At 70.3% G+C, this 23021-nt stretch carries 23 protein-coding genes and 2 rRNA genes; 11 read left to right on the top strand and 14 right to left on the bottom strand.

Features of this window, described 5'->3' with window-relative positions:
- Nucleotides 1-9 precede the first annotated feature (9 nt).
- The 5 genes from ACWCSD_RS10010 to ACWCSD_RS10030 form a co-directional block, all read right to left on the bottom strand.
- On the bottom strand, nucleotides 10-1308 hold the full coding sequence (locus ACWCSD_RS10010; RefSeq protein WP_449913951.1) for an HD-GYP domain-containing protein: 1299 nt from the start codon (nucleotides 1306-1308) through the stop codon (nucleotides 10-12).
- Nucleotides 1305-2660 carry an HD-GYP domain-containing protein gene (locus ACWCSD_RS10015; protein ID WP_358289004.1) on the bottom strand — a complete coding sequence of 452 codons (1356 nt, stop codon included), beginning with the start codon at nucleotides 2658-2660 and terminating at the stop codon, nucleotides 1305-1307. The genes ACWCSD_RS10010 and ACWCSD_RS10015 overlap by 4 nt, the downstream gene beginning before the upstream one ends.
- A 225-nt stretch (nucleotides 2661-2885) precedes the next feature.
- Entirely contained in the window at nucleotides 2886-3824 is a 939-nt protein-coding gene (locus ACWCSD_RS10020; RefSeq protein ID WP_358289007.1) for an NAD-dependent epimerase/dehydratase family protein, read from the bottom strand.
- Between the two features lie 10 nt (nucleotides 3825-3834).
- The gene (gene rsrA, locus ACWCSD_RS10025; RefSeq protein WP_352322878.1) at nucleotides 3835-4101 is read right to left on the bottom strand and encodes a mycothiol system anti-sigma-R factor; all 267 of its coding nucleotides are present in this window, start codon (nucleotides 4099-4101) and stop codon (nucleotides 3835-3837) included.
- Nucleotides 4098-4703: a sigma-70 family RNA polymerase sigma factor gene (locus ACWCSD_RS10030; protein ID WP_125648071.1), complete on the bottom strand. Its 606-nt coding sequence runs from the start codon at nucleotides 4701-4703 to the stop codon at nucleotides 4098-4100. Before ACWCSD_RS10030 ends, rsrA begins: the two co-directional genes overlap by 4 nt.
- 234 nt (nucleotides 4704-4937) lie before the next feature.
- On the opposite strand from ACWCSD_RS10030, the gene ACWCSD_RS10035 reads away from it, so the two are divergent.
- Entirely contained in the window at nucleotides 4938-5678 is a 741-nt protein-coding gene (locus ACWCSD_RS10035) for a class I SAM-dependent methyltransferase (protein WP_352322877.1), read from the top strand.
- A gap of 147 nt (nucleotides 5679-5825) precedes the next feature.
- Here the strand turns inward: ACWCSD_RS10035 and ACWCSD_RS10040 are convergent, their stop codons facing one another.
- Entirely contained in the window at nucleotides 5826-6158 is a 333-nt protein-coding gene (locus ACWCSD_RS10040; protein ID WP_364330906.1) for a TraR/DksA family transcriptional regulator, read from the bottom strand.
- A gap of 156 nt (nucleotides 6159-6314) precedes the next feature.
- Nucleotides 6315-7058 carry an SOS response-associated peptidase gene (locus ACWCSD_RS10045; RefSeq protein WP_358289013.1) on the bottom strand — a complete coding sequence of 248 codons (744 nt, stop codon included), beginning with the start codon at nucleotides 7056-7058 and terminating at the stop codon, nucleotides 6315-6317.
- A 132-nt stretch (nucleotides 7059-7190) separates the two neighbouring features.
- Here ACWCSD_RS10045 and aroA point away from each other — a divergent pair, with 132 nt between their 5' ends.
- Both aroA and rsgA read left to right on the top strand, forming a co-directional pair.
- Entirely contained in the window at nucleotides 7191-8465 is a 1275-nt protein-coding gene (gene aroA, locus ACWCSD_RS10050; protein WP_358289015.1) for a 3-phosphoshikimate 1-carboxyvinyltransferase, read from the top strand.
- A 91-nt stretch (nucleotides 8466-8556) separates the two neighbouring features.
- Entirely contained in the window at nucleotides 8557-9588 is a 1032-nt protein-coding gene (gene rsgA, locus ACWCSD_RS10055; protein ID WP_358289078.1) for a ribosome small subunit-dependent GTPase A, read from the top strand.
- Between the two features lie 11 nt (nucleotides 9589-9599).
- Here rsgA and ACWCSD_RS10060 read toward each other — a convergent pair whose 3' ends face one another.
- Nucleotides 9600-10055, bottom strand: a complete 456-nt coding sequence (locus ACWCSD_RS10060) for a DUF4442 domain-containing protein (protein WP_358289017.1) — start codon at nucleotides 10053-10055, stop codon at nucleotides 9600-9602.
- Between the two features lie 54 nt (nucleotides 10056-10109).
- On the opposite strand from ACWCSD_RS10060, the gene hisN reads away from it, so the two are divergent.
- Nucleotides 10110-10943: a histidinol-phosphatase gene (gene hisN, locus ACWCSD_RS10065; protein ID WP_397164378.1), complete on the top strand. Its 834-nt coding sequence runs from the start codon at nucleotides 10110-10112 to the stop codon at nucleotides 10941-10943.
- A gap of 7 nt (nucleotides 10944-10950) precedes the next feature.
- Here hisN and ACWCSD_RS10070 read toward each other — a convergent pair whose 3' ends face one another.
- The 3 genes from ACWCSD_RS10070 to ACWCSD_RS10080 all read right to left on the bottom strand — a co-directional run bounded on the left by ACWCSD_RS10070 (nucleotide 10951) and on the right by ACWCSD_RS10080 (nucleotide 12734).
- The gene (locus ACWCSD_RS10070; protein WP_352366048.1) at nucleotides 10951-11322 is read right to left on the bottom strand and encodes an Rv3235 family protein; all 372 of its coding nucleotides are present in this window, start codon (nucleotides 11320-11322) and stop codon (nucleotides 10951-10953) included.
- Between the two features lie 166 nt (nucleotides 11323-11488).
- Complete coding sequence (locus ACWCSD_RS10075) at nucleotides 11489-12274, bottom strand: fructosamine kinase family protein (protein WP_397164376.1); 786 nt, start codon at nucleotides 12272-12274, stop codon at nucleotides 11489-11491.
- Nucleotides 12261-12734 (bottom strand): low molecular weight protein-tyrosine-phosphatase, encoded by a 474-nt coding sequence (locus tag ACWCSD_RS10080; protein ID WP_387671284.1) that lies wholly within the window; start codon nucleotides 12732-12734, stop codon nucleotides 12261-12263. The genes ACWCSD_RS10075 and ACWCSD_RS10080 overlap by 14 nt, the downstream gene beginning before the upstream one ends.
- Before the next feature lie 137 nt (nucleotides 12735-12871).
- Between ACWCSD_RS10080 and pstS the strand changes: the two genes are divergently transcribed.
- Genes pstS through ACWCSD_RS10105 form a run of 5 tightly spaced genes read left to right on the top strand, consistent with a single transcriptional unit; the run spans nucleotide 12872 to nucleotide 17360 of the window.
- Complete coding sequence (gene pstS / locus ACWCSD_RS10085) at nucleotides 12872-13987, top strand: phosphate ABC transporter substrate-binding protein PstS (protein WP_397164374.1); 1116 nt, start codon at nucleotides 12872-12874, stop codon at nucleotides 13985-13987.
- Between the two features lie 6 nt (nucleotides 13988-13993).
- A complete protein-coding gene (gene pstC / locus ACWCSD_RS10090) occupies nucleotides 13994-14974 on the top strand; it encodes a phosphate ABC transporter permease subunit PstC (protein ID WP_352322868.1) in 981 nt (326 codons plus the stop codon).
- Nucleotides 14971-15843 (top strand): phosphate ABC transporter permease PstA, encoded by an 873-nt coding sequence (pstA, locus tag ACWCSD_RS10095; protein ID WP_358289030.1) that lies wholly within the window; start codon nucleotides 14971-14973, stop codon nucleotides 15841-15843. Before pstC ends, pstA begins: the two co-directional genes overlap by 4 nt.
- Nucleotides 15844-15858: 15 nt before the next feature.
- Nucleotides 15859-16635, top strand: a complete 777-nt coding sequence (gene pstB / locus ACWCSD_RS10100) for a phosphate ABC transporter ATP-binding protein PstB (protein WP_352322866.1) — start codon at nucleotides 15859-15861, stop codon at nucleotides 16633-16635.
- Nucleotides 16635-17360, top strand: a complete 726-nt coding sequence (locus tag ACWCSD_RS10105) for a winged helix-turn-helix transcriptional regulator (RefSeq protein WP_358289033.1) — start codon at nucleotides 16635-16637, stop codon at nucleotides 17358-17360. The genes pstB and ACWCSD_RS10105 overlap by 1 nt, the downstream gene beginning before the upstream one ends.
- Here the strand turns inward: ACWCSD_RS10105 and ACWCSD_RS10110 are convergent.
- Nucleotides 17329-18366, bottom strand: coding sequence for a serine hydrolase (locus tag ACWCSD_RS10110; protein WP_449913955.1), 1038 nt, complete (start codon nucleotides 18364-18366; stop codon nucleotides 17329-17331). The two genes, ACWCSD_RS10105 and ACWCSD_RS10110, sit on opposite strands and share 32 nt — an antisense overlap.
- A gap of 308 nt (nucleotides 18367-18674) precedes the next feature.
- Here ACWCSD_RS10110 and ACWCSD_RS10115 point away from each other — a divergent pair, with 308 nt between their 5' ends.
- Both ACWCSD_RS10115 and ACWCSD_RS10120 read left to right on the top strand, forming a co-directional pair.
- The gene (locus ACWCSD_RS10115; protein WP_449913957.1) at nucleotides 18675-20027 is read left to right on the top strand and encodes a hypothetical protein; all 1353 of its coding nucleotides are present in this window, start codon (nucleotides 18675-18677) and stop codon (nucleotides 20025-20027) included.
- A 513-nt stretch (nucleotides 20028-20540) separates the two neighbouring features.
- Entirely contained in the window at nucleotides 20541-21815 is a 1275-nt protein-coding gene (locus ACWCSD_RS10120; RefSeq protein ID WP_449913959.1) for an outer membrane protein assembly factor BamB family protein, read from the top strand.
- Nucleotides 21816-22737: 922 nt separating this feature from the next.
- Here ACWCSD_RS10120 and rrf read toward each other — a convergent pair.
- Nucleotides 22738-22854, bottom strand: a 5S ribosomal RNA gene (gene rrf, locus ACWCSD_RS10125).
- 75 nt (nucleotides 22855-22929) lie between these two features.
- Nucleotides 22930-23021: ribosomal RNA gene (locus ACWCSD_RS10130) — 23S ribosomal RNA — on the bottom strand; the annotation flags it as partial.

The raw sequence follows: 23021 nt of genomic DNA on the forward strand, positions 1-23021 counted from the left end.
GGCAATCGGCTACACGCGGCCTCTGCCGACCACCCGGGTCAGGGCGTCGAGCGCGGCGGCGTCGTACGCACTGCCCGCCGTGAGCCCGATGCGCTCCAGCGCCGCCCCCGACCGGTCGCGATCGGTGGACGGCCCCACCAGGTCGTCGTAGGCGTTGGCGACCCTGATGATCCGGCTGGACAGCGGCGGGTCGTCGGCGATCTCGTCGCACTGCCTCCGGACCACCTCGGCCACCCGGTCGAGCACGCCCGTCTGCCTGATCACCTCGGCCCCCAGCTCGGCGATGCGCCGCGCCTGCTCCGGATCGGCCAGCACGGTGGCGCCGCCCGGGATGGGGTCGCGCAGCGAGAGCTGGCCGATGTCGTGCATGAGGGCCGCGTACTCCAGCTCCAGCAGCTCGGGCTCGGCCATGCCCAGCTCCCGGCCGACCGCCACGGCCAGCCGGGACACCCGGCGCGAGTGGCCTGGCTCGACGTAGCCGCCGACCTCGGTGACCCGCGACAGGGCGCGGACGGTCTGCAGGTAGGTGGCGCGGATGCCGGCGTACTTGCGGAAGGCCACCTGCGTGACCAGCAGCGGCGCGGCGAACACCAGCAACGCCACCAGATCCATGCTGTGCGTGGCGAGCGCGAGCAGCACGCCGGAGGCGGCCACCGCGGCGCCCAGCGGGAACGCCATGTTGATCTCGTCGCGCACCGCCACCCGGAACGCCGTGCGCAGCCGCTCGGCCCGCAGCAGTGCCGCGATCAGCACGTCGACCAGCAGCGTCACCGTGATCAGCGAGACCATCACCACGAGCGCCGGCCACCAGGTGTGGGCGCCCGGCGGCGGCTTGGTGAGCTGGTAGAGCGGGTCGGCCAGCGGGCGGAAGGCGAAGGCCAGCAGCGCGCCGGTGAGCAGGCGGCGGGCCATCGCGTCGAGCCGCGGCGGCCGGCCGACGGCCAGGTGGGGCAGCGCGCCCGCGATCATCCCTGCCGCGATCACGGCCACGACCTGCAGCGCGGAGTGGCGCAACTGGTTCTGGCTGAGGTCGAGCAGCAGGGTGTAGCCGAGCGCCGCGGCGGCGCCGATGGGCGCGACCTCCCGGTTGCCCGGCATGGTCAGCCGGGCCAGCTCGCCGACCGCGATCAACGCGCCGAACCCGATGGCGATCTCGGGACGGTCAAGCCCCACGGCCGCCGTGTGCGCCACGCCCGCGACGGCGACCAGCCCGGCCGCGCAGATCAGCAACAACTGGCCGGAGTCGAGCCGGCGCAGGACGGTCGCCTGCGCCCGGTCGGCGCGCCGGACGCGCTCTGTGGTGGTCATGGCCCGCTCACGACCTGGATCGGCATCGTCGGGTCGTCGTGGTCCTTGATCGTCGCCTCGGCGGCGTCGGGCGGCGGCGCCTCGACCCGGCGCGGCGGCTGCCAGGGATTGCGTTCCAGCGCCCGGATGAACGCGGCCACCATGACCGGGTCGAAGTGCGTGCCGGAGCACTTGCGCAGCTCCTCCACGGCCACCTCGACCGGGCGCGCCCCCCGGTAGGAACGGTCGGAGGTCATCGAGTCGAACGCGTCGGCCACCGCGATCACCTTGGCGAACTCGGGGATCTCGTCGCCGGCCAGGCCCATCGGGTAGCCGGTGCCGTCGTGGCGCTCGTGGTGGTGCATGATCCCGGCGTAGGCCTCGTCGAGGAAGCCGATGCCGCGGACGATCTCCAGCCCGCGCATCGGATGGAGCTGGATCGCGGCGAGCTCCCCCTCGGTGAGCGGGCCGTCCTTCTGCAGCACCTTCGTGGGCACGCCCAGCTTGCCGACGTCGTGGAGCATGCCGGCGTAGCGGATGGCGCGCAGGCGTTCGAGCCGCATGCCGATCTCCTCGGCGATCATGCTGGAGGCGAGCGAGACCCGCGTGCAGTGGCCCCGGGTGTAGTAGTCCTTGGTCTCGACGGCCTGGCACAGCGCGGCGATGGTGGCGTCGTACGAGCGCTGCTGGGCGTGGTACTGGCCGAACGCCCACCGGGCCACGAACAGCGGCATCAGCACCAGCACCGCCGAGATGGACTGCACGGTCGCCCACAACCCGGCCACCAGCAGCCCGAACGTGCCGTAACCGAGATAGGACAGCAGGAACTGGACCATGCCGCGCAGCGGCACCTCCGTGGCCCGCACGCTGGTCGCCAGGCTGATCATGGTCAGCGTGAGCACGATGTTGAGCGGCACGAACACTGCGGTCGCGGCGGCGTAGGGGCCGATGAGGCTGTCGAACTCGTTGACCCGCGGCACCCCGACCGCGCCGTGCAGCCACTCGTAGACCCAGCCGGAGGCGTAGCCGCAGACGGCGAACTGCGCGCCGTTGAACAGCCGCTTGATCAGCGGCAGCCCCGGGCGCACGCTGACCGCGGCGGTGAGCCCCACCAGTGCCGCGCCCTCCGGCCCGATCAGCACGACCGCGGCCAGCGACGCCGAGAAGCTCACCGACACCGCGAACTGCTCCACGTTGAGCAGCGTCGGCATCGACTCGCACACCAGGAAGAGCAGCCCGAGCACCAGCAGGATGTCGAGTTTCTCCGGCGCCACGAGCGGGCCGGAGACGATCGCGCTGTGCCCGATGAGCGCGGCCGCCGCCGCGATCACGGCGACCAGGTAGACCCTCGCGGGCCAGGGCAGGTCACGCATTGCGGCCCCCTACGGCGGTCAGGTCCAGGAAACCCCTGGCGGAAGCGCGCCGATGCCGGCCAGGGCCACCATCGAGGTGAGCACGATGACGGCGGCGAGCGACCGGGTGAACCTGTCCTTCAACATCCCACATGCCTCCACGTCGACTTCTGGAGCTCACGCTACAGAAGAGGACGTCACCGTAAGGGCCGAGCGGGAAATCGCAAGCAAAGTGTAATCAAGCAACTACCTGGCGCGACTCCGCGCCCAGGCCACGGTGCTCTTCACGCCGGTCGGCAGGTCGGTGCGCGGCTCCCAGCGCAGCCCCTCGTGGGCGGGCACCGGATCGACGGCCATCGCCGGCAGGTCGCCGACGCGCGGCTGCGCGAAGCCCGGCTTGTCCTGGGCCCCGGCCGCGTCGGCGATCAGCGAGTGCAGGCGCCTGTCGGTGGTCTGGATGCCGGTGCCGAGATTGAAGCGGCGGCCGTTGCCCTCGCTGCCGCAGGCCCGGACGAAGCCGTCGACCACGTCGTCGACGTAGACGTAGTCGCGGGTCTGGGTGCCGTCGCCGTAGAGGACGGTGGGGGTGCCGTTGAGCAGGGCGTCGGTGAAGATCGACACGACGCCGGCCTCGCCGTCGGGCGACTGGCGCGGGCCGTAGACGTTGGAGAGCACCAGCGTGGTGTACTCCAGGCCGTACAGGGCGCGGAAGGTCGCCAGGTAGATCTCGGCGCTCAGCTTGGAGGCCGCGTACGGCGAGCGCGGGTCGGTGGGCGCGTCGCCGGGCACGGGGATCGTGGCGGGCCGGCCGTAGACCGCCACCGACGAGGCGAACACCACCTTGCGCGTGGTGCCCTCCTTGGCCGCCGTCAGCACCGACGCGGTGCCCTCGACGTTGAGCCGGGCGTCGTGGACGGGGTCGGCGACGCTCCTGCGTACGCTGATCTGGGCGGCCAGGTGGCAGATGACCTCGGGCCGCAGCTCGGCCGCCAGCCCGATGATCGCCGGGTCGCGCACGTCGAGGACGTGCAGGCTGAAACGGTCGCTCTCGGCGGCGTTGACCAGGTTGTCCCTGCTGCCGGAGGACAGGTCGTCTACGGCGACGACCTCGTGTCCGTCCGCGAGCAGGCGGTCGACGAGATTCGACCCGATGAAACCGGCACCACCGGTGACTAGGACGCGCATGGCGTGAATCCTAGTCGGCCAGCTCCGACCTCACCTGCTCGATCCGCGCCAGCACCTTGGAACGCAGATCGGCGGGGACGGGGTCGCAACCGCAGTGCTTGGCCACGAGCGCCTTGACCGCCTTGTCGAGGTCGTACTCCTTCAGGCACGGGCTGCACTCGTCGAGATGCACGCGGATGTCGGAGACGTCACCGTCGGTCAGCTCGCCGTCGAGATAGGCGTAGACCTTGTCCAGCACCTCGCGACAGTCGGTGTCGTGCGGGTTGCCACAGCTCATTTCGATCCCTCCGAGGGGACCAGGCCGCGCTCGCGGGCGTAGTCCTCAAGGAGGCCCCGGAGCTGCCTGCGTCCCCGATGCAGCCTGGACATCACGGTGCCGATGGGAGTGCCCATGATGTCGGCGATCTCCTTGTAGGGGAAGCCTTCGACGTCGGCGAGGTAGACGGCGATCCTGAACTCTTCCGGCAGCGCCGCGAGCGCCTGCTTGATGTCGCCGTCGGGGAGGTGCTCCAGCGCCTCGACCTCGGCCGACTTCAGCCCGCTCGAGGTGTGGGACTCGGCGCGCGCGAGCTGCCAGTCCTCGATCTCCTCGGTGCCGGACTGCTTGGGCTCACGCTGCTTCTTGCGGTAGCTGTTGATGAACGTGTTCGTCAGGATCCGGTAGAGCCACGCCTTGAGGTTCGTGCCCTCCTGGAACTGGTGGAACGACGCGAACGCCTTGGCGAAGGTCTCCTGAAGCAGGTCCTCCGCGTCCGCTGGATTCCGGGTCATCCGGAGCGCGGCGGAGTAGAGCTGTTCGAGATACGGCATGACGTCGCGCTCGAACCGCTCGCTGCGCTGCTCCAGAGTCTCCGCGCCTGTCGCGGGCACCGGACCCACCCCCCTAAGATCACCGGTGGCCGGCTGTGGCGGTACACCGTACTCAGGGGAGAATACCCGCTGGCCGATGACCTCCTGGTCATCGGGGCGCGGTCTTTCCAATGTGAGCATGCTCGTCGCAACACGCCCGCGCCCTTGTCTGTTCCCGCAAGATAGAAGGTACAGAGGACCCGGTGCGGGGAACGTCCATACGTACCGGCTGGTAGCCCTTTTTCCGGAACTCAGGAGTCGCGTGTGCTGCCCATTCCGGCCGAGGAACTGAACGGCTCTGGGACGCTCGGGCCGTACTGGACCTTCTACCGCGCCGTCGCCGCCGAGCAACTGAACCGCTGGCTCCCCGGCGAACCGTCGGTGATCCTCGATCTGTCCGGCGGCCGCGGACGCTGGTCCGGCCAGGCCGCGAGGGCGGGACACCGGGTGATCGAGGTGCTCGACTTCCGCCGGACCGTGGACGCGCAGTCCCGTTTGCGGGACGCCGACCGGGTTCGGCACGTACGCGCCGATGACCTGGCGTTTCTTCCCGATGAGAGCGTCGACGCGGTGGTCGCCGAGGAACGCGCGATGTCGATCGAGCTCATGGCCGAGTCGGCGATGAGCGACGTGGCCAGGGTGCTGCGTCCGGGCGGGCGGGCGCTGGTGTGCGTCGACTCGCTGGTGCTCGGCATGGCGATCCTGGCCGAGCAGGAGCAGTGGCAGCACCTGCGGCAGACCGGCGAGGTCATGCTGGTGCCCTGGCCCGACGGCAGCATCACGCGCTGCTTCAGCAGCGGCCAGCTCCGCGAGCTGCTGATGGGGGCCGGGCTGGAGGTGGAGTGGATGCGGCCGCGCACGGTGTTGTCGCCGTCCACGGTGGACCACGTGCTCGGGTCCGACGGGCGGGCCCTGACCTGGCTCGTGCGCACCGAGCTCGACGCCCATCCCGACGACGACGACACGGTGGGCATCCACCTGGTGGCCAGCGCCCGCAAGAGCTGACTGCCCCGCCGGCCGGTTTCCGGGGGCCGCGGGTCGGTTTTCGGGGGCGGCCGACCGTTCCCGGGGCCGCGGGTCGGTTTCCGGGGGCCGCCGGCCGTTCCCAGGGCCGCCGTTCTCCTCGTCCGGCGGCCTCCGGTTCCTCCGCGGTCAGCGGCGGCGTTCGCGTCTTCCCTGGCACGGCACGCAGCGGGCGGCCTCCGGGCGGGCCTCCAGCCGGCCCTCGGGCACCGGCTCGTCGCAGTCGACGCACCTGCCGTACGCGCCTTCGTCCAGGCGTCTGATCGCCTCGGTCACCGCGCGGCGTTGCGCGGTCGCCACGGTGAGCATGGCCTGCGCGCGGTCGGCGTCGGTGAGGTCGGAGCCCGCGTCGGCCGCCGAGTGCTCACGGATCGCGACGGGGTCGCCCTGGAGGACCCCGATCGAACGGTCCAGCTCCGCGAGCATGTCTTCGAGCCGCTGACGAGCGGTCGTGACGTCCACGAATCCGCACCTCCGGGTGCAAGGGGGGAAGCCCGCGGCTGGGACTCCCCGGTTGTCCCGCCCGGCGCAATTAGGGGCATGTCGTGGCGGTGACACCGAGTGAACGGTCGCATCGCTTTCCTCACCGAATGCCCACTTACCATGCTTCTTACACCTTTAGAAAAGGCCGGCTTCCTCCTCGTCGGGGAGCGGTTTGATGAGATCCGGCCCATTGTTCCGGACATTATTGACATCAGTAGAAACGGGATATGCCGCCAGCCTCCCGGCCTCCGCGGGCACCAGGAGTCGCGAGGCGCGCTCGGTGTCGGTGAGGGCCGGGTCGAGCCAGTCGGCCCAGCGGTCGCGCTCGATCATCATGGGCATCCTGTCGTGGATGCGGCCGAGCTGGTCCTCGGCGTCCGTGGTGATGACCGTGCAGGTCACCAGCCACTTGAGCGGGTCGTCGTCGTCGCGGGTGCGGTCCTTCCAGAACTCGTACAGGCCCGCCATGGCCAGCACGCCGCCGTCGGCCGGGTGGATGAAGTACGGCTGCTTCTTCTTCTCGCCCTCGACGGCCATCCACTCGAAGTAGCCGTCGGCCGGGATCAGGCATCTGCGCTTGGCGAACGCCTGCCGGAACGACGGCTTCTCGGCCAGCGTCTCGGCCCTGGCGTTGATCAGCCGGGAGCCGATCGACGGATCCTTGGCCCAGACGGGCACGAGGCCCCACCTGACGATCCTGAGCTGCCGGACCGCGTGCTCGTCCTCCTTGGAGGACCGGCTCATGACCGCGTAGACGTTCTTGGTGGGGGCGACGTTGAAGTCGGCGCCCAGCTCCTTGTCGGGTTCGCCGTCGAGCTCGACCTGGAACTCCTCCAGCAGCTCGTGCTTCTTGCGCGCCGAGGCGTATCTACCGCACATGTCCCCACATTGCCATACGCCGGGGTGTCGCTCGCGGCTTCGCCTCCGGCCGGGGCGTCTCGGCCCGGCGGAAAAGCGACGCGTCGTCCACAGGCCGTGAACGGGCCGTACCAGGGCCAGTAGGCTTTGGACATGCCCGCTCAGCACTGGCCCGCGCCGACGGCCGACACGCCCGTCAACGCCTCCGTCCGCCTGCCCGGCTCCAAGTCCGTCACCAACCGGGCGCTGCTGCTCGCCGCGCTGGCCGACGGTCCGGGCGTCGTCCGCCAGGCGCTGCGCAGCCGCGACGCCGACCTCATGGTGTCGGCCCTGCGCGCGCTCGGCGCCACGCTGACGGCCGTGCGCGAGACCACCGACGCGGTCGACTGGGAGGTGACGCCGGGCCCGGTCCGCGGCGGCGCGCGCATCGACGCCGGGCTCGCGGGCACGGTCATGCGGTTCGTCCCGCCGATGGCGGCGCTGGCCGACGGCCCGGTCTTCTTCGACGGCGACCCATACGCCCGCAGGCGTCCGATGGGCCCGATCCTCGACGCCCTGCGCGCGCTCGGGGCGCGCATCGACAACGACGCGCTCCCCTTCACCATCACCGGGCCGCTGACCGGCGGCGAGGTCACGATCGACGCCTCCGGCTCCTCGCAGTTCGTCTCGGGGCTGATGCTGACGGCGGCGCGGTTCGCGAAGGGCGTGACGATCCGGCACGTCGGCCCGCCGGTGCCCTCCCAGCCGCACATCGAGATGACCGTCCACATGCTGCGGGAGGCCGGGGTCAAGGTCGACGACACCGAGCGCGACGTGTGGCGGGTCGAGCCGGGCCCGATCGCGGCCAGGGACATGACGGTCGAGCCCGACCTGTCCAACGCGGCGCCGTTCCTGGCCGCCGCGCTGGTCACGGGCGGCACGGTCACGGTCCCCGGCTGGCCGGCGGAGACCACCCAGCCGGGCGACGCGCTGCGCGGCCTGCTCACCACCATGGGCGCCACGGTGACCCGCGACGGCGACGACCTGGTCGTCACCGGCACGGGCGAGGTCAAGGGCCTCGACGCCGACCTCCATGAGGTGGGCGAGCTGACCCCCACGATCGCCGCGCTGGCCGCCCTGGCCACCACGCCGAGCCGCATCCGCGGGGTCGGCCACCTGCGCGGCCACGAGACCGACCGGCTGGCCGCGCTGGCCACCGAGATCAACGCCCTCGGCGGCGACGCGGAGGAGACGGCCGACGGCCTGCTCATCCGTCCCCGCCCGCTGCACGGCGGCGTGTTCCACAGCTACGACGACCACCGCATGGCCACGGCCGGGGCCGTGATCGGCCTCGCCGTGCCGGGTGTGGAGGTGGAGAACATCGCGACGACCGCCAAGACGTTGCCCGAGTTCGTCCAGATGTGGGCGGCGATGCTGGAGGCCCGATGAGCGGCGATGATCGCGCGTTTCGCGGCAGGCGGCGGGGGCACTTCGCAGGAGGGTCCGGCGTGAGAGGAAGCGAGCGCATGGGAGCGGACCGCTGAGAAAGCGGGAATACGACGAGGACGACGTACGGGTCAGGCCGGGCAAGGGCTCGCGCCCGCGCACCCGCATCCGTCCCGCGCACGAGGACGCCGTGGAGGGCTTCGTGGTCGCCGTCGACCGGGGCCGCTACACCACCCTGGTCGAGCCCGACCGCGGCCACAAGCGCAAGCAGCAGCAGCGCCGGCTCGTGGTCGCCATGAAGGCCCGCGAGCTGGGCCGCAAGGGCATCGTGGTCGGCGACCGGGTGGCCCTGGTCGGCGACGTGTCGGGCCTGCCCGACACGCTGGCCAGGGTGGTCCGGGTGGAGCCGCGCACCTCGATGTTGCGCCGCTCGGCCGACGACACCGACGACACCGACGGCATCGAGCGCCCGGTCGTGGCCAACGCCGACCAGCTCGTGATCGTCACGGCGCTGGCCGACCCGCCGCCCCGGCCCCGGATGATCGACCGGATCCTGGTGGCGGCGTTCGACGCCGAGATCGACGCCCTGCTCTGCCTGACCAAGTCCGACCTCGCCCCACCCGACGAGCTGGTCGCCCTGTACGAGCCGCTGGGCGTGCCGCACATCGTGGTCCACAAGGGCGGCTCCCTCGACGAGCTGCGCGACCACCTGGCCGGTCGCATCAGCGTGCTGGTGGGCCATTCGGGCGTGGGCAAGTCCACCCTGGTCAACGCCCTGGTGCCCGATGCCAACCGCGCGGTCTCGCACGTCAACGCGGTCACCGGCCGCGGCCGGCACACCTCCACCTCGGCCGTCGCGCTGGAGCTGCCCGAGGGCGGCTGGATCATCGACACGCCGGGGGTGCGCAGCTTCGGCCTGGCCCACGTGTCGGTCGAGACCGTGCTGGCCGCCTTCCCCGACCTGGTGGAGGGCACGGTCACCTGCCCGAAGGGCTGCACCCATCTCGGCGACGGCTGCGCGCTCGACGCCTGGGCGGCCGCGGGCAACGCCGACCCGGCCCGCCTGGAGTCGCTGCGCCGCCTGCTGTCCAGCCGCGAGGGCGCCCCCGACGAGCCCGCCGCCTGATCACCGGCCGTTCAGCGGCGGTTGGGGCGCAGCGTCCAGGTGACGGTGAGGCTGGAGACCAGGGTGCCGGCCGCGTCGCGCACGTCGACCAGCACGTCGAAGACGGGCCGCTCGCCGGCGTCCAGCTTGCCGACGACCTCCTCCCTCGATGCGGCCACGCGCGCCTCGGCCCGCACCTCCCCCAGGGCCACCTTCCGGAACTCGATGGTCGCCGTCGTGGGCAGCGGCACGCTGCGGCTGAGCTGGTCGCCGAACCTGGACAGCACCGCCGCGCCCGACGCCGACTCGGCCAGGGTGAACAGCGTGCCCGCGTGCGGCCCGGCCACGTGGTTGTGCAGTTCGGGCCGGTCGGGCAGCCGGCATTCCGCCCGGCCGTCCTCGACCGAGTCGAACACGATCCCCAACGTCCGGGCGAAGGGAACGGTTTCGAGAAGGAAGGCACCTACATCAGTGGACATAGGAGACATGTTACTGGTCAGTAGGTGAAAAGGGAGTTACCAGAAAAGGGTCGCCGGTGACTGATGTCCGGCACGACCGACGCGATAGCGTGGCTGACCGTGCAGGGTTACAACGACGATCTACGCCTCGCTCACGTCATGGCGGACGCCGCCGACGACCTGACCATGCGGCGCTTCAAGGCGGTCGACCTCAAGGTCGAGACCAAGCCCGACCTGACGCCGGTCAGCGACGCCGACCGCGCCGTCGAGGAGGCCATCCGCGGCACGCTGCGCCGGGCCCGGCCGCGCGACGCGGTGGTGGGCGAGGAGTTCGGCAAGACCGGGTGGGGAGCCCGGTCGTGGATCATCGACCCCATCGACGGCACCAAGAACTACGTGCGCGGCGTGCCCGTCTGGGCCACGCTGATCGCGCTCATGGAGTACGGCAAGGTCGTCGTCGGCCTGGTGTCGGCCCCCGCGCTCGGCCGTCGCTGGTGGGCGGCCACCGGCGGCGGCGCCTGGACCGGCAGGAGCCTGGCGAAGGCCACCAGGATGAGCGTCTCCTCGGTCACCGCGCTGGAGGACGCCTCCTTCTCCTACTCCAGCTTCGGCGGCTGGGAGGAACTCGGCAAGCTGGACAACTTCCTCGACCTCGGCCGCGCCTGCTGGCGCACCCGAGCGTACGGCGACTTCTGGTCGCACATGATGGTCGCCGAGGGCTCGGCCGACATCTCCGCCGAGCCGGAGCTGTCGCCCTGGGACATGGCGGCCCTGACCGTGATCGTCGAGGAGGCCGGCGGCGTCTGGACCGACCTCGCCGGCGTGCGCGGCCTGGAGGGCGGCAGCCTGGTCTGCACGAACGGCGCCCTCCACGACGAGGTGCTGAACCGGCTCAACGGCACCACGATCACCTCCTGAGCCCGCTTCAGGCCGTCTCGAAGTCGGTGCACAACCATCGATGGCCGTGCCGCTCCAGCCGTACGGCCAGGACGTGGCTGCGCTCGCCGCAGTGCACCAGCACGCACATCTCGACGGCCCCGTCCCTCGGCTCCTTGACGTGCGGGCTCCCGACGAACGGCGGCCGATCGGCGGAGATCATCCGCCCGGCCCTGACGAGGTCGCGGTAGGCCCCGCCGGTGAGCCGGTCGGCCACCGACTCCGGCGGACGGCGGCCCGTCAGCACCTCGGCCAGCGCCTGCCCGAGCTGACGCAGCCTGCGTTCGTCGGGACGGGCTCCGGGCGGGCCCCAGACCAGCGGGGTCAGGGCCAGTGCGCCGTGCGTGGAGTCGTCCGCCATGCGCCCTCCAATTGACTCAGGGGGAAGAAGGAAACGCCTTAATGAGTTTTCGGCCGGGGCCGCCGGATACGAAATCCGCCAACTTTACCCGGCCGCCGTCCTCTTTCCTCCCCTTGGGCGGAGAAATGCATCGCGAGGCTGGATCCCCTATTTCTTTATCGGTTGTTCAGAGCGACAACACCCGGGCGACCGCATTCATCAACGAGTCGCGGTAGGAGGCTCCGTACAGCACCACGTGCACCAGCAGCGGATGGAGCTGGTGCAGCGGCACCCGCGCCCGCCACCCCGGCGCGAGCGGGAACTCCTCCTGGTACGCCCCCATCACCCGATCCAGGTACGGCAGCCCGAACAGGGCCAGCATGGCCAGATCCGTCTCCCGGTGCCCGCCGTGGGCCGCCGGATCGACGAGCACCCCGGTGCCGCCGGACCACAACACGTTCCCGCTCCACAGATCCCCATGGACGCGGGCGGGCGGCTCCGGCGGCCCGGCCACCTCGGCGAACCGCGCCACGGCCCGCTCGACCAGCGTCACGTCCGCGGCCGGCAGCCGCGCCCGGCGCAGGAACGGCAACACCCGCCGGGAGGCGTAGAAGGACGGCCAGTCACCGTCGGGCGAGTTGTCCATGGGCAGCTCGGCGATGAACCCCGGCCAGGGCGCGCCGAACCCGGCCGCCCCGGCGCGGTGCAGACGGGCCAGGTCACGGCCGAACCGCAGGGCCGCCTCGGCGGTGGGCGCCTCCTGCGGCACCCACGACAACACCAGCCGGTCGGGTCCGGCCTCCAGGACCTCGGGCACGGTGATCGCCTCGCCCAGCCAGCGCAACCCGGCGGCCTCGGAGGCGAACATGTCGGAGGCGGGACCGATCTTGGCGAACACCTGCCGCCCGTCCTCCAGCACGCCGCGCTGGAGCCGCCGGCCGTGGGAGGAGCCGAGGTCCTCAGTCGATCTCATCGGCGATGTGCGCGGCCACGCCCTTGGAGGCCGTCTCCAGCATGGTCAGCACCTCCTCGAAACCCTCGCGGCCACCGTAATAGGGGTCGGGCACCTCGGCGCCGTCCGGCGCGCCGGGGTCGAACGAGCGGAACAGGCGCACCTCGACGCCGGCGGGCGCCAGGCGGCGCAGGTTGGCCGCGTTGTCGCGGTCCATCGCCAGCACCAGGTCGTAGCGGTCGAACCAGTCCCGCGTGAACTGCCTGGCGCGATGGGCGGCGCCGTCGTAGCCGTGCTCGGCCAGGATGCCCAGCGCCCGCTCGTCCATCGGATCGCCGGCGTGCCAGCCGCCGGTGCCCGCGCTCTCGACGACGACCCGGCCGCCGAGCCCGCGCTCCTCCAGGGTCCGGCGGAGCACCACCTCCGCCATCGGGGAACGGCAGATGTTGCCCATGCACACGAGACACACGCGATAGCTCATGCATCCCATCTTCGCTGGTCACATTGATGGAGACGACCAGGCGCGTTCACCGAACGTTCACCCTTGTTGGGGGGTCTGAGTCACTTTGCCTGCATAGCTTCATGGACGACTAAGGACCAAGTGAGGGGAACCCAACCGTGAAGTATGCAGGCCGGCTCGCCGCCGTCGCCGTCGTCGGCGCGCTCTCGCTCGCTGCGTGCGGCACAGACAACAACAGCTCCGGGGGCACGACCGGCACCAGCTCCGCCAGTGCTCCCGCCGCGGGCAACGACAACGGCCTGAGCGGCACCATCAACGCCGCCGGCTCGTCGGCCCAGGCCAACGCGATCGACCAGTGGAAGAAGGACTTCCAGGCCAAGAACTCGGGCGTGAGCCTGAACTACCAGCCGAGCGGTTCGGGTGCCGGTGTGCAGTCGTTCATCGCGGGCACGGTCGACTTCGCGGGTTCGGACTCCGCTCTCAAGGACGACAAGGGCGAGCCCGCCCAGGCCGACGCCCGGTGCAAGACCGGCAAGGCCATCAACATCCCGATGGTGACCGGCCCGGTCGCGGTGGTCTACAACCTCCCCGGCGTGGACGGCCTGCAGCTGTCGCCCAAGACCATCGGCGGCATCTTCGACAGCAAGATCACCAAGTGGGACGACGCGGCCATCAAGGCCGACAACCCCGACGCCAAGCTCCCGTCCACGCCGATCTCGGCCTTCCATCGCTCGGACGAGTCGGGCACCAGCGACAACTTCACCAAGTTCCTCAAGGCGACCGCCGGCTGGCCGTACGAGCCCGCCAAGGCGTGGCCCGCCGAGGCCAAGGGCCAGGGCGCCAAGGGCTCGGACCAGGTCGCGGCCAGCGTCAAGAGCACCGAGGGCTCCATCGGCTACGTCGAGCTCTCCTTCGCCGAGAACTCCCAGCTCAGCAAGGCCAAGGTGGCCAACGGCTCCGGCGAGTTCGTCGAGCTGACCGCCGACAGCGCGGCCAAGACGGTCGAGACCGCCGAGATCACCGGCACCGGCAACGACCTGAAGCTGAGCATCGACTACGCCACCAAGACGGCGGGCGCGTACCCGATCGTGCTGGTGACGTACGAGATCACCTGCGAGAAGGGCCTCGCGCCCGAGCAGGCCAAGATCGTCAAGGAGTTCCTCACCTACACCTCCAGCGACGAGGGCCAGGCCGCGCTGAAGGACCTCGGCTACGCCCCGCTCGCGGGCGAGCTGCTCACCAAGGTCCGCACCGCCGTCGGCGCGATCTCCTAGCACAGCATGACGACCAACGTTCGTACCCGTGGGGGCGGGCCGGCCACGCGCCGGTCCGCCTCGCGGCGCAGCCATGGTGAAGGCCCCTTCAAGTTCGTCTCCACCGGTGCCGGCGTCCTGCTGCTGGGGATCATGGCGGCCATCGCCGTGTTCCTCATCAGCGAGGCCGTCCCGGCCCTGCAGGCGAACAAGGGCAACTTCTTCACCGACCTGATCTGGGAGCCCAACGGCAGCCAGGTCTTCGGCATCGGCGCGCTGGCCTTCGGCACCGTCCTCAGCTCGGCGATCGCGCTGGTCATCGCCACCCCCATCGCGGTGGGCGTGGCGCTGTTCATCTCCCACTACGCGCCCCGCCGCCTGGCCGGGCCGCTCGGCTACCTGGTCGACCTGCTGGCCGCCGTGCCCAGCGTCGTCTACGGCCTGTGGGGCGTGACGTTCCTGGTGCCGCTGCTGCGCACGCCGTCGCAGTGGCTCAACGAGCACCTGGGCTGGTTCCCGCTGTTCTCCGGCGAGGGGGCCATCGGCGGCAAGACCATGCTCGCCGGCGGCATCGTCCTGGCGATCATGATCCTGCCGATCATCGCGGCCATCTCGCGCGAGGTCTTCCTCCAGGCCCCGAAGATGAACGAGGAGGCGGCCCTGGCGCTCGGCGCCACCCGCTGGGAGATGATCAGGATGGCCGTGCTGCCGTTCGGCCGGCCCGGCGTCATCAGCGCCGCCATGCTCGGCCTCGGCCGCGCGATGGGCGAGACCATCGCGGTCGCGCTGATCTTCCCCGCCACCTTCGACATCAGCTTCGAGATCCTCACCCCGCACGCCAACAGCATCGCGGCCAACATCGCCAACGGCTTCGGCGAGGCCACCCAGGTCGGCCGGGGCGCGCTGATCGCCTCCGGTCTGGTGCTGTTCGTCATCACGCTGCTGGTCAACATGGGCGCACGCATGGTGATCAACCGGCGCAAGGAGTTCAGGGCGGTGGGGGCATGACCATTCAGCACATCTCGACCGGCCGCCGGATCAAGGACAGGTTCGTCCAGGGGCTGGTCTACCTGGCGTTCGCGCTGGCCGTGGTGCCGCTCATCTCGGTCCTCTGGCTGGTGATCTCGAACGGCCTGGCCCGCTTCGACCTGGAGTTCCTCACCCACTCGATGCGGAACATCGGCGCCCGCGACGTCGGCGGCGGCGCCTACCACGCCATCGTCGGCACCTTGGAGCAGGTCCTGCTGGCCTCGCTCATCTCGGTCCCGATCGGCCTGTTCACCGCCATCTACCTGGTCGAGTACGGCCAAGGCGGCCGCCTGAGCCGGGCCATCAGCTTCTTCGTGGACGTCATGACCGGCGTCCCTTCAGTCGTTTCCGGCCTGTTCATCCTGGCCTTCTGGGTGCTCTTCCTGGGCAACCCGTTCTCCGGCTTCGCCGGCGCGCTGGCGCTGTCGATCCTGATGATGCCGACCGTGGTCAGATCGGCCGAGGAAATGCTCCGGCTGGTGCCCAACGACCTGCGCGAAGCCTCGTACGCGCTGGGCGTGGCCAAGTGGCGCACGATCCTGAAGGTCGTGCTGCCGACCGCGTTCACCGGCATCGTCACCGGCGTCATGCTGGCCGTCGCCCGCGTGGCCGGCGAGACCGCGCCGCTGCTGCTCACGGTGTTCTTCACCGACTCCATCAACAACGATCCGTTCAGCGGGCCGCAGATGGGCCTTCCGCTCTTCGTCTTCGACCAGGCGGCCCGTCCCAACGACACCGCCATCGACCGCGCCTGGGCCGGAGCCCTCACGCTGATCCTGATCGTCATGCTGCTCAACCTGGTGGCGCGCCTGATCGCCTGGTGGCGCAGGCCCGCCAGGGGCCGATAGGGGGTAACCGCCACAATGTCCAAGCAGATCCAGGTCTCGGGCCTCGACGCGTACTACGGGTCGCACAAGGCGATCGAGGACGTGTCGATGACCATCGAGCCGCGCTCGATCACCGCGTTCATCGGCCCGTCCGGATGCGGCAAGTCGACGTTCCTGCGCACGCTCAACCGCATGCACGAGGTGATCCCCGGCGCCCGCGTCGAGGGCAAGGTCATGCTCGACGGCGAAGACCTGTACGCCCCCACCGTCGAACCCGTCTCGGTCCGGCGCATGGTCGGCATGGTCTTCCAGCGCCCCAACCCGTTCCCCACGATGTCGATCTACGAGAACGTGGCCGCCGGGCTCCGCCTCAACGGCCGGGTCGGCAAGTCCACCCTCGACGGCATCGTGGAGGAGTCGCTGAAGGGCGCCAACCTCTGGAACGAGGTCAAGGACCGGCTGAACAAGCCCGGCGCCGGCCTGTCCGGCGGTCAGCAGCAGCGTCTGTGCATCGCCCGCGCGATCGCGGTCAAGCCGCAGGTCCTGCTCATGGACGAGCCGTGCTCGGCGCTCGACCCGATCTCGACGCTGGCCATCGAGGACCTGATGGCCCAGCTCAAGGAAGAGTTCACGATCGTGATCGTGACCCACAACATGCAGCAGGCCGCCCGGGTCAGCGACCGGACCGCGTTCTTCAACCTGGCCGCCCAGGGCAAGCCCGGCAAGGTCATCGAGATGGACGAGACCTCCCGCATGTTCACCAACCCTTCGGAGAAGGCAACAGAGGACTACATCACGGGACGCTTCGGCTGATGACCCCACAGCAGGCGGCATCCACGATGAACGGGGACACGCGGACCAAGCCCGTACTGCTCATCGCCGACCCCGACGACGCCGTGGTCGACGACCTGGCCACGGCGCTGGAACGCGAGGGCGTGGCCGTCACCGGCGCGCCGGACGGCGCCCAAGGGCTGCTCCAGGCAGGAGCGCTGCAGCCGGACGTGGTGCTCGTGTCGGCCACGCTCCCGGTCATCGACGCGGTCGACTTCGTCCGCGCGGTACGGCTCGCGCGAGCCGTGCCCGTCCTGCTCGGCGTCGGCGAGGGGAACGCCGAGCAGGCCGTACGCGCGCTCGCGGCGGGGGCGGCGGCCTGCGTGGCCCGGCCGTACCGGGTGCCGGAACTGCTGCCGTTCATCCAGGCGTCCTCCCCCGAGTCCCGCAAGGTCCTGGCCGTCGGCGGCGTCGAACTGGACGTCCAGGCCTACCAGGTACGCGTCGAGGGCCGCGCCGTGCACCTCCCGCTGCGCGAGTTCGAGCTGCTGCAGTACCTGATGCGCAACGCCGACCGCACGGTCACCCGCGAGCAGATCATGCGGCACGTGTGGCACGCCGCCGCGACCACGTCCACGAACACGATCGCGGTGCACGTCAAACGGCTGCGGGCGCGCCTCGGCGACAACGACGACCAGCTCATCCAGACCGTGCGCGGCGTCGGCTACCGGCTGGTCACGCCCGGCACCTCCGGAAGTCCCGCATGATCCGCGCGGCGACGCCCTCGACGGTCGCGATGCCGTCCCCCACCTCGGCGCTGCCCTCGGTGAGGACGGCGACCGCGTAGTCGTGGCCGCGGCCCCGGATCAGCCCCACGCTGACCGTGGCCCAGCGCCCGTTGGAGACGCGCTTCAGCCAGCCGTTCTTCAGACGCACGCGCTCGCCCGCGCAGGCCGCGGCGGAGACGCCCCAGTCCTGGCCGCGGACGACCGCGCCCATCAGTTTGAGCACTTGCGCGCGCTCCTTCGCCTTGAGCGGGCTCTTCCCGGACACCAGCGCCTTCATCAGGCGGACCTGGTCGTCCACCGACGTCTCGGTGATGCCCCAGCAGTAGAGGTCGACGCAGTCTCCCGGGACGCCCCTGGTGTGCCTGAGCCCGAACCTCCTGCCGGCCTCGGTGAAGCCCGCCGCGCCGCCGATGCGCAACCACAGGCGGTCGGCCGCGTGGTTGTCGCTGTAGCGGATCATGAGCTCGGCGTCGCGCCTGACGGGCTCGGGCAGCCTGCGCCACGGTTTCCCGAGCAGCAGCGCCATCAGGATCTGGACCTTGGCCGTGCTGGCGGTGATCAGCCGTTCGCCCGGGTGGTAGCGGTAGACGCGGCCGGTCGTCAGATCCTTGACCATGGCCGTGACCGGGCCCGGCCGGCCCGCCAGGAAGCGGTCGAGCCGCTCGGTGATCTTCTTGGCCTGGACGGTTCTCACGGCCTCCGTCTTGGCCTGGACGGTTCTCACGGCCTTCGCCTTCTTGGCCGGGACCGTTACGGCGATCGCCGGGGGGCCGAGGTGGTGCGGCATGCGTACCGGCCCGGGCGCGGCGCGCACGGTCACCGGCTCCGGGGCCGCGTCCACGCTCCCCTGCCCTGGCACCGCCACGTGTGCGCTCACGGTCCCCGGCGCCGCGTGCGTCGGCAGTGCCGTCCCCGCGGCTGTGCCTGGGGCGAGCAGCGGCGGCAGGAGGGCGAGCGCGATGGCCAGCCGTGGAAGCGTCCTCACGCTGCCCGCGATCATGCGGTGAATTATCACGAAAAATGGCAACACCGCGCTACGAGTCGCCGGAAAACATCTTCACCTACTCACCACTCCACAAAGAACCCGACCACCCCGAAGACTCGCGATGTGGCCACTGGTACGATTCCCCTCTTTCGGGGTTTGTCAGCACTCTCGGGGCAAAAGTGACAACGGGGCCGAGTTTTCCGCAGTATCAGGGGCAACAGCAGCAGCAACAGTGGCCGGCCATGCAGCCGCCACCTCCATCCAATCCTCCTTCTCCGCCCAGGCGCCGGACCGGCTTCTGGGTCACCATGGGCATCGTCTCGCTCGTGGTGGCGATCGCCGTGGGCGCCGGCGTCGGCCTCGTCCTGCGCGGCCGCATCAACGGCGTCCAGGACCCGTTACGCCGCCAGGAGGCGTCGGGCAAGAGCGACCCGAACGCCGTGATCGTCACCGACCAGGAGATCGAGAAGCTGGTCTACGAGCACGGCAAGGCGCTGAGCAGCGGGAACGCAGACGCGTTCACCTCGATCTTCGACAAGGGCAACGCGGCGCTCGTCCGCGACCAGCGCAAGGTGTTCACGAACCTGCGCAAGGTGCCGCTCAGTGAGGCGTCGTACAAGGTGATGCGTCGCGAGGGCCGCGCCGAGGACAGCTTCGGGCGGGCCCTGAAGTTCACCCAGGACGTCGCGTTCGTCCACCGGTTCGCCGGCATCGACCTGCGGCCGGTCTCGGAGTGGTACCGCTGGACGCTGGAGAAGGCGTCCAAGGACGCGCCACTGGTCGTCACCAAGGTGGACGGCGCGCCGCCACCCATGGTGAGCGAGGGCAGCAAGTCCGTGTACTACCCGGGCCCGTGGGACATCTGGCCCGACATCACCGTGGTCCGCGCGGGCGCCAGCATCGTCCTGGCCCGTCCCCAGGACGCGGCCATGGCCAGGCGCGTCGCCCCGGTGGTCGCCAACGCGGCGAAGAAGAACCTGGACTTCTGGAAACGCAACGGCGACGCCACCGCGCCCGTGCCGGCCGGGTTCGCGGTCGCGCTGGTCGGGGGGCAGAACCAGCTCGGCAACCTGTTCCGCAAGGAGAAGGCGCACGAAGCGGGCGTGTCCATCCCCATGCTCGCCTGGGCCTCCCTGGGCGACGACGTCAAGGTCGGCGGCACCCGGGTGGTCATGGACACCACCACGTCCTTCTTCCGATCGTCCGAGGGCATCCTGGAGATCAGCACGCACGAGCTGGCCCACTCCCTGCTGGCCGGGCTGGACAGCGCCGACTTCTCCCTCTTCGGCAAGCCCAACTGGGTCATCGAGGGCTTCGCCGAGTACTCCGCCAACCGCGGCCACCCCATCAACCAGAACATCCGCTTCCAGGAAGGCCGCGCCTACCTGGCCGGCCGCCTCAGCACCCGCTTCTCGGGCCAGCTCCCCGACAACCCGTCGTGGGACGCCAACGGCATGACGAACGTGCACTACCTGATGGGACACCTGGCCATGCGCTACATCGCCCAGCGGTACGGCGAGCAGAAGCTGACCAGCGCGGTGATCGCGGCCTACCGGGCCAAGGGCGACGACAGCGAGGCGGCACTGTTCAAGGTGCTGGGCGTGAGCAAGGCGGACTTCGAACGGCAGTGGGCGTCGTACGTCCGCGGGCAGCTGGCCTGAACGGGGGCAACCATGACCGACCACTCCAACACCCCACCCGGCCCGTACGGCTCCCCACCCCCCAACCCGTACGGCCAGCCGGCTCCCAACGCCGGCTCCTACCCTCCGCCCGCGCAGCCGTGGCCCCAGAGCCCGGCCGCGTACCCCCCGCAGGGCACGGCCCCGGCCGCCTACCCACCCGCGGGCTACCCGCAACCGCCCGCCAATCCTTACGCTCCTTCTCCCGGCGCGTATGCCCCGCCAACGGGCAACCCAGCCGCATACCCACCGCCACCAGGCAACCAACCCACCTACCCACCCCCCACGGGCAACCAGCCCCCATACCCACCGCCCGCAGGCAACCAGCCCACCTACCCGCCGAACCCTCCCTCCCCCGGCGCACCCTCGCCCTACGGCCAACCCCCGCAGCCCCCCGCACCCGGCAGCGGCACACCGTACGGCGGCCAGCCCGCACCCCCGCAGCAGCGCCCCCGGCCCAAGTGGAAGACCGCCCTGCTGGCCACCGGCGCGGCCGTGGTCCTCCTCTCCGTCAGCACGGGCACCGCCTGGTTCGTCGCCACCACCGGAACGACCGGCGGCGGCATCACCGCATTCGGCGACGGGGGCGGCGACGGGGCAGAATGGGACGTCCCCCTCCCCAACGCCGGAAGCTGGGACTTCACCACCGCCCTGGCCTTCGGCAGCTGGCTGACCGACAAGGTCGTCATCCGCGCCCAGAAGGACGGCGTCCTCGCCTACGACCTGGCGTCCGGAAAGCGTTCCTGGGGCATCCCCTCGCCGGGCGCCCAGCTCTGCGGCGCCACCCCGGACCTGTCCGGCGGCAAGGCCGCCATCGCGTACGGCAGCAGCAACTCGTGCGACCACCTGGCCGGCATCGACGCCACCACGGGCAAGCTCACCTGGAAGATCAAGATCCCGGCCGAGAAGTCCACCCTCGCCAACTCCATCAACGTCCCCCGCATCATGAGCGCCGACGGCGTGGCCGTCACCGAGCTGGACGACGCGGTGGTCGCCTACCGCCTCTCCGACGGCCACAAAATGTGGAGCGCCGCCGCGTCCCCCGACGACGGCTGCCACATCAAGGACATCAACACCGCCCCCACCCGGGTCGCCGTCATCCTCGACTGCACCTTCAGAGGCGGCACCCGCCTCCAGTACCTCGACCCGAAGACCGGCAAGATCACCAAGCAGGCCACGCTGGGCGAGCTCAGCCTCATGACCAGCCTTCTGTCAGCCTCTCCTGCCATCATCCGCAGCGAGTCCGGCGGCCAGAACAACTTCACGGTCTACTCCGACGCCGCGACCAAGGTGACCGAGTTCAAGACCCCCGAGGTGGACATGCTCGCCATGAACACCGTGGCCATGGTCAACGGCCTGTTCGAACAACACCGCTACACCATCCACGGCGACCGCCTCTACCTGGCCACGTTCCCGGAGAACGTCCCGCAGAGCATGCGCTCCCGCAACAAGGCCCTCGCCTACGACCTGAAGACCGGCAAGCAGCTGTGGGAATCGTCCGGCACCCATGACACGATCCTCACCTACGTCCGCGCCGACGACCAGGGCCTGCTGGCCGTCGAAACCGGCGACCGCCGCGACCTGGCCCCCCGCCTCATCCGCCTGGACGCCGCCACCGGCAAAGCCACCGAACTGGCCACCCTCCCCCAGAAGTACGGCACCGAGGCCGAAAAGGCCCGCGTCTTCGAACGCAACGGCGTAGTGATCACCGTCCCCTGGACCTCCGTAGCCACCAGATACGCCGTCACCTACGTCAACACCAAATCCTGACCCCCAACAACAGAAGGGCCCCACGCACCCAGCGTGAGGCCCTTCTCCCGTCTCCCACCTTCACAACCACACCCCAGCCTTGCACCGCGTCAGGTGGCGGGGTGCGTGTGAGGCGCGGTTGGTGGGCCTGTGAGTGACTCTGCTGGGGAGAACGATCCGGGGCGCCCCAACCCACTGCTCCCACCAGCAGGGCCACCCAGCGCCACTCCATGAATCGACGGCGCATCAAGGCCAGCCAGCCTCCTGGCCGGGCGCCTGACCAGGAGGCTGAGAGATCCCGAGAGCCCGGGGAAGCCTGGGACGCGGTGACAGTCCGGGGCATGCCTGGCGTATGCCGGAGATACATCAGGTGGAGGGCATGACGCACCCACACTCGCCTCACTACCTCCGCCCAGTCCCCATCGGCTCTACGTAGGCGGGGACCGGTCTGAAACGCGGAGATGTGCTGGGCGTGCGGGCTGACGACACCTGAAGTCTGTCTGCGGTCGCGGGATCAGCGCCACCGCGCGCAGGCGGTTGACGGCCGGCACTCAGCGGAGGCGTAGGGCCGCCCCCAAGGACGGCGCTTGAGGAACGTCAGCTCAGGGGCCGGAGACGAGCCTCACGGGTCTCCTGCGAGGCGGCGCCGGATACGCCCCCTCAGCCTCCTTCGAAGCGGGGCGGGACACGAGCCCTCAGTCTCCAAAACGGGCCGGCTCGGACTGACCAGAAGCAGAACCCACTAGGACCCGCCGAAAGCCGTACCGCGCCTCAGAACAGCGCACCCTCCAGCCGCAAGCCGATTTACCGTCCCACCGGTCCGCCGAGGCCCGCCATCAGCCTGTCCCCTGAGCCGGTGCCCACCCCCAGCACCCGACACAAGGAAATACCCCCGGAAATGCAGAAAGGGCCCCGACCGAAGTCGGAGCCCTTCCCAAAGATTGTCCGGCGGTGACCTACTCTCCCACACCCTCCCGAGTGCAGTACCATCGGCGCAGAGAAGCTTAACTTCCGGGTTCGGAATGTAACCGGGTGTTTCCTTCCCGCCATAACCGCCGTAACCCTATGAAACTGTCAAACGAACAACGCCGTTTGCTGTCTCAGAATTGCCTAGTGGACGCGAGCAAGAAAATTTGTGGTCAAGTCCTCGGCCTATTAGTACCGGTCAGCTCCACACGTTACCGTGCTTCCACCTCCGGCCTATCAACCCGGTCGTCTACCGGGAGC

The organism is Nonomuraea sp. NPDC001684 (assembly GCF_053596515.1).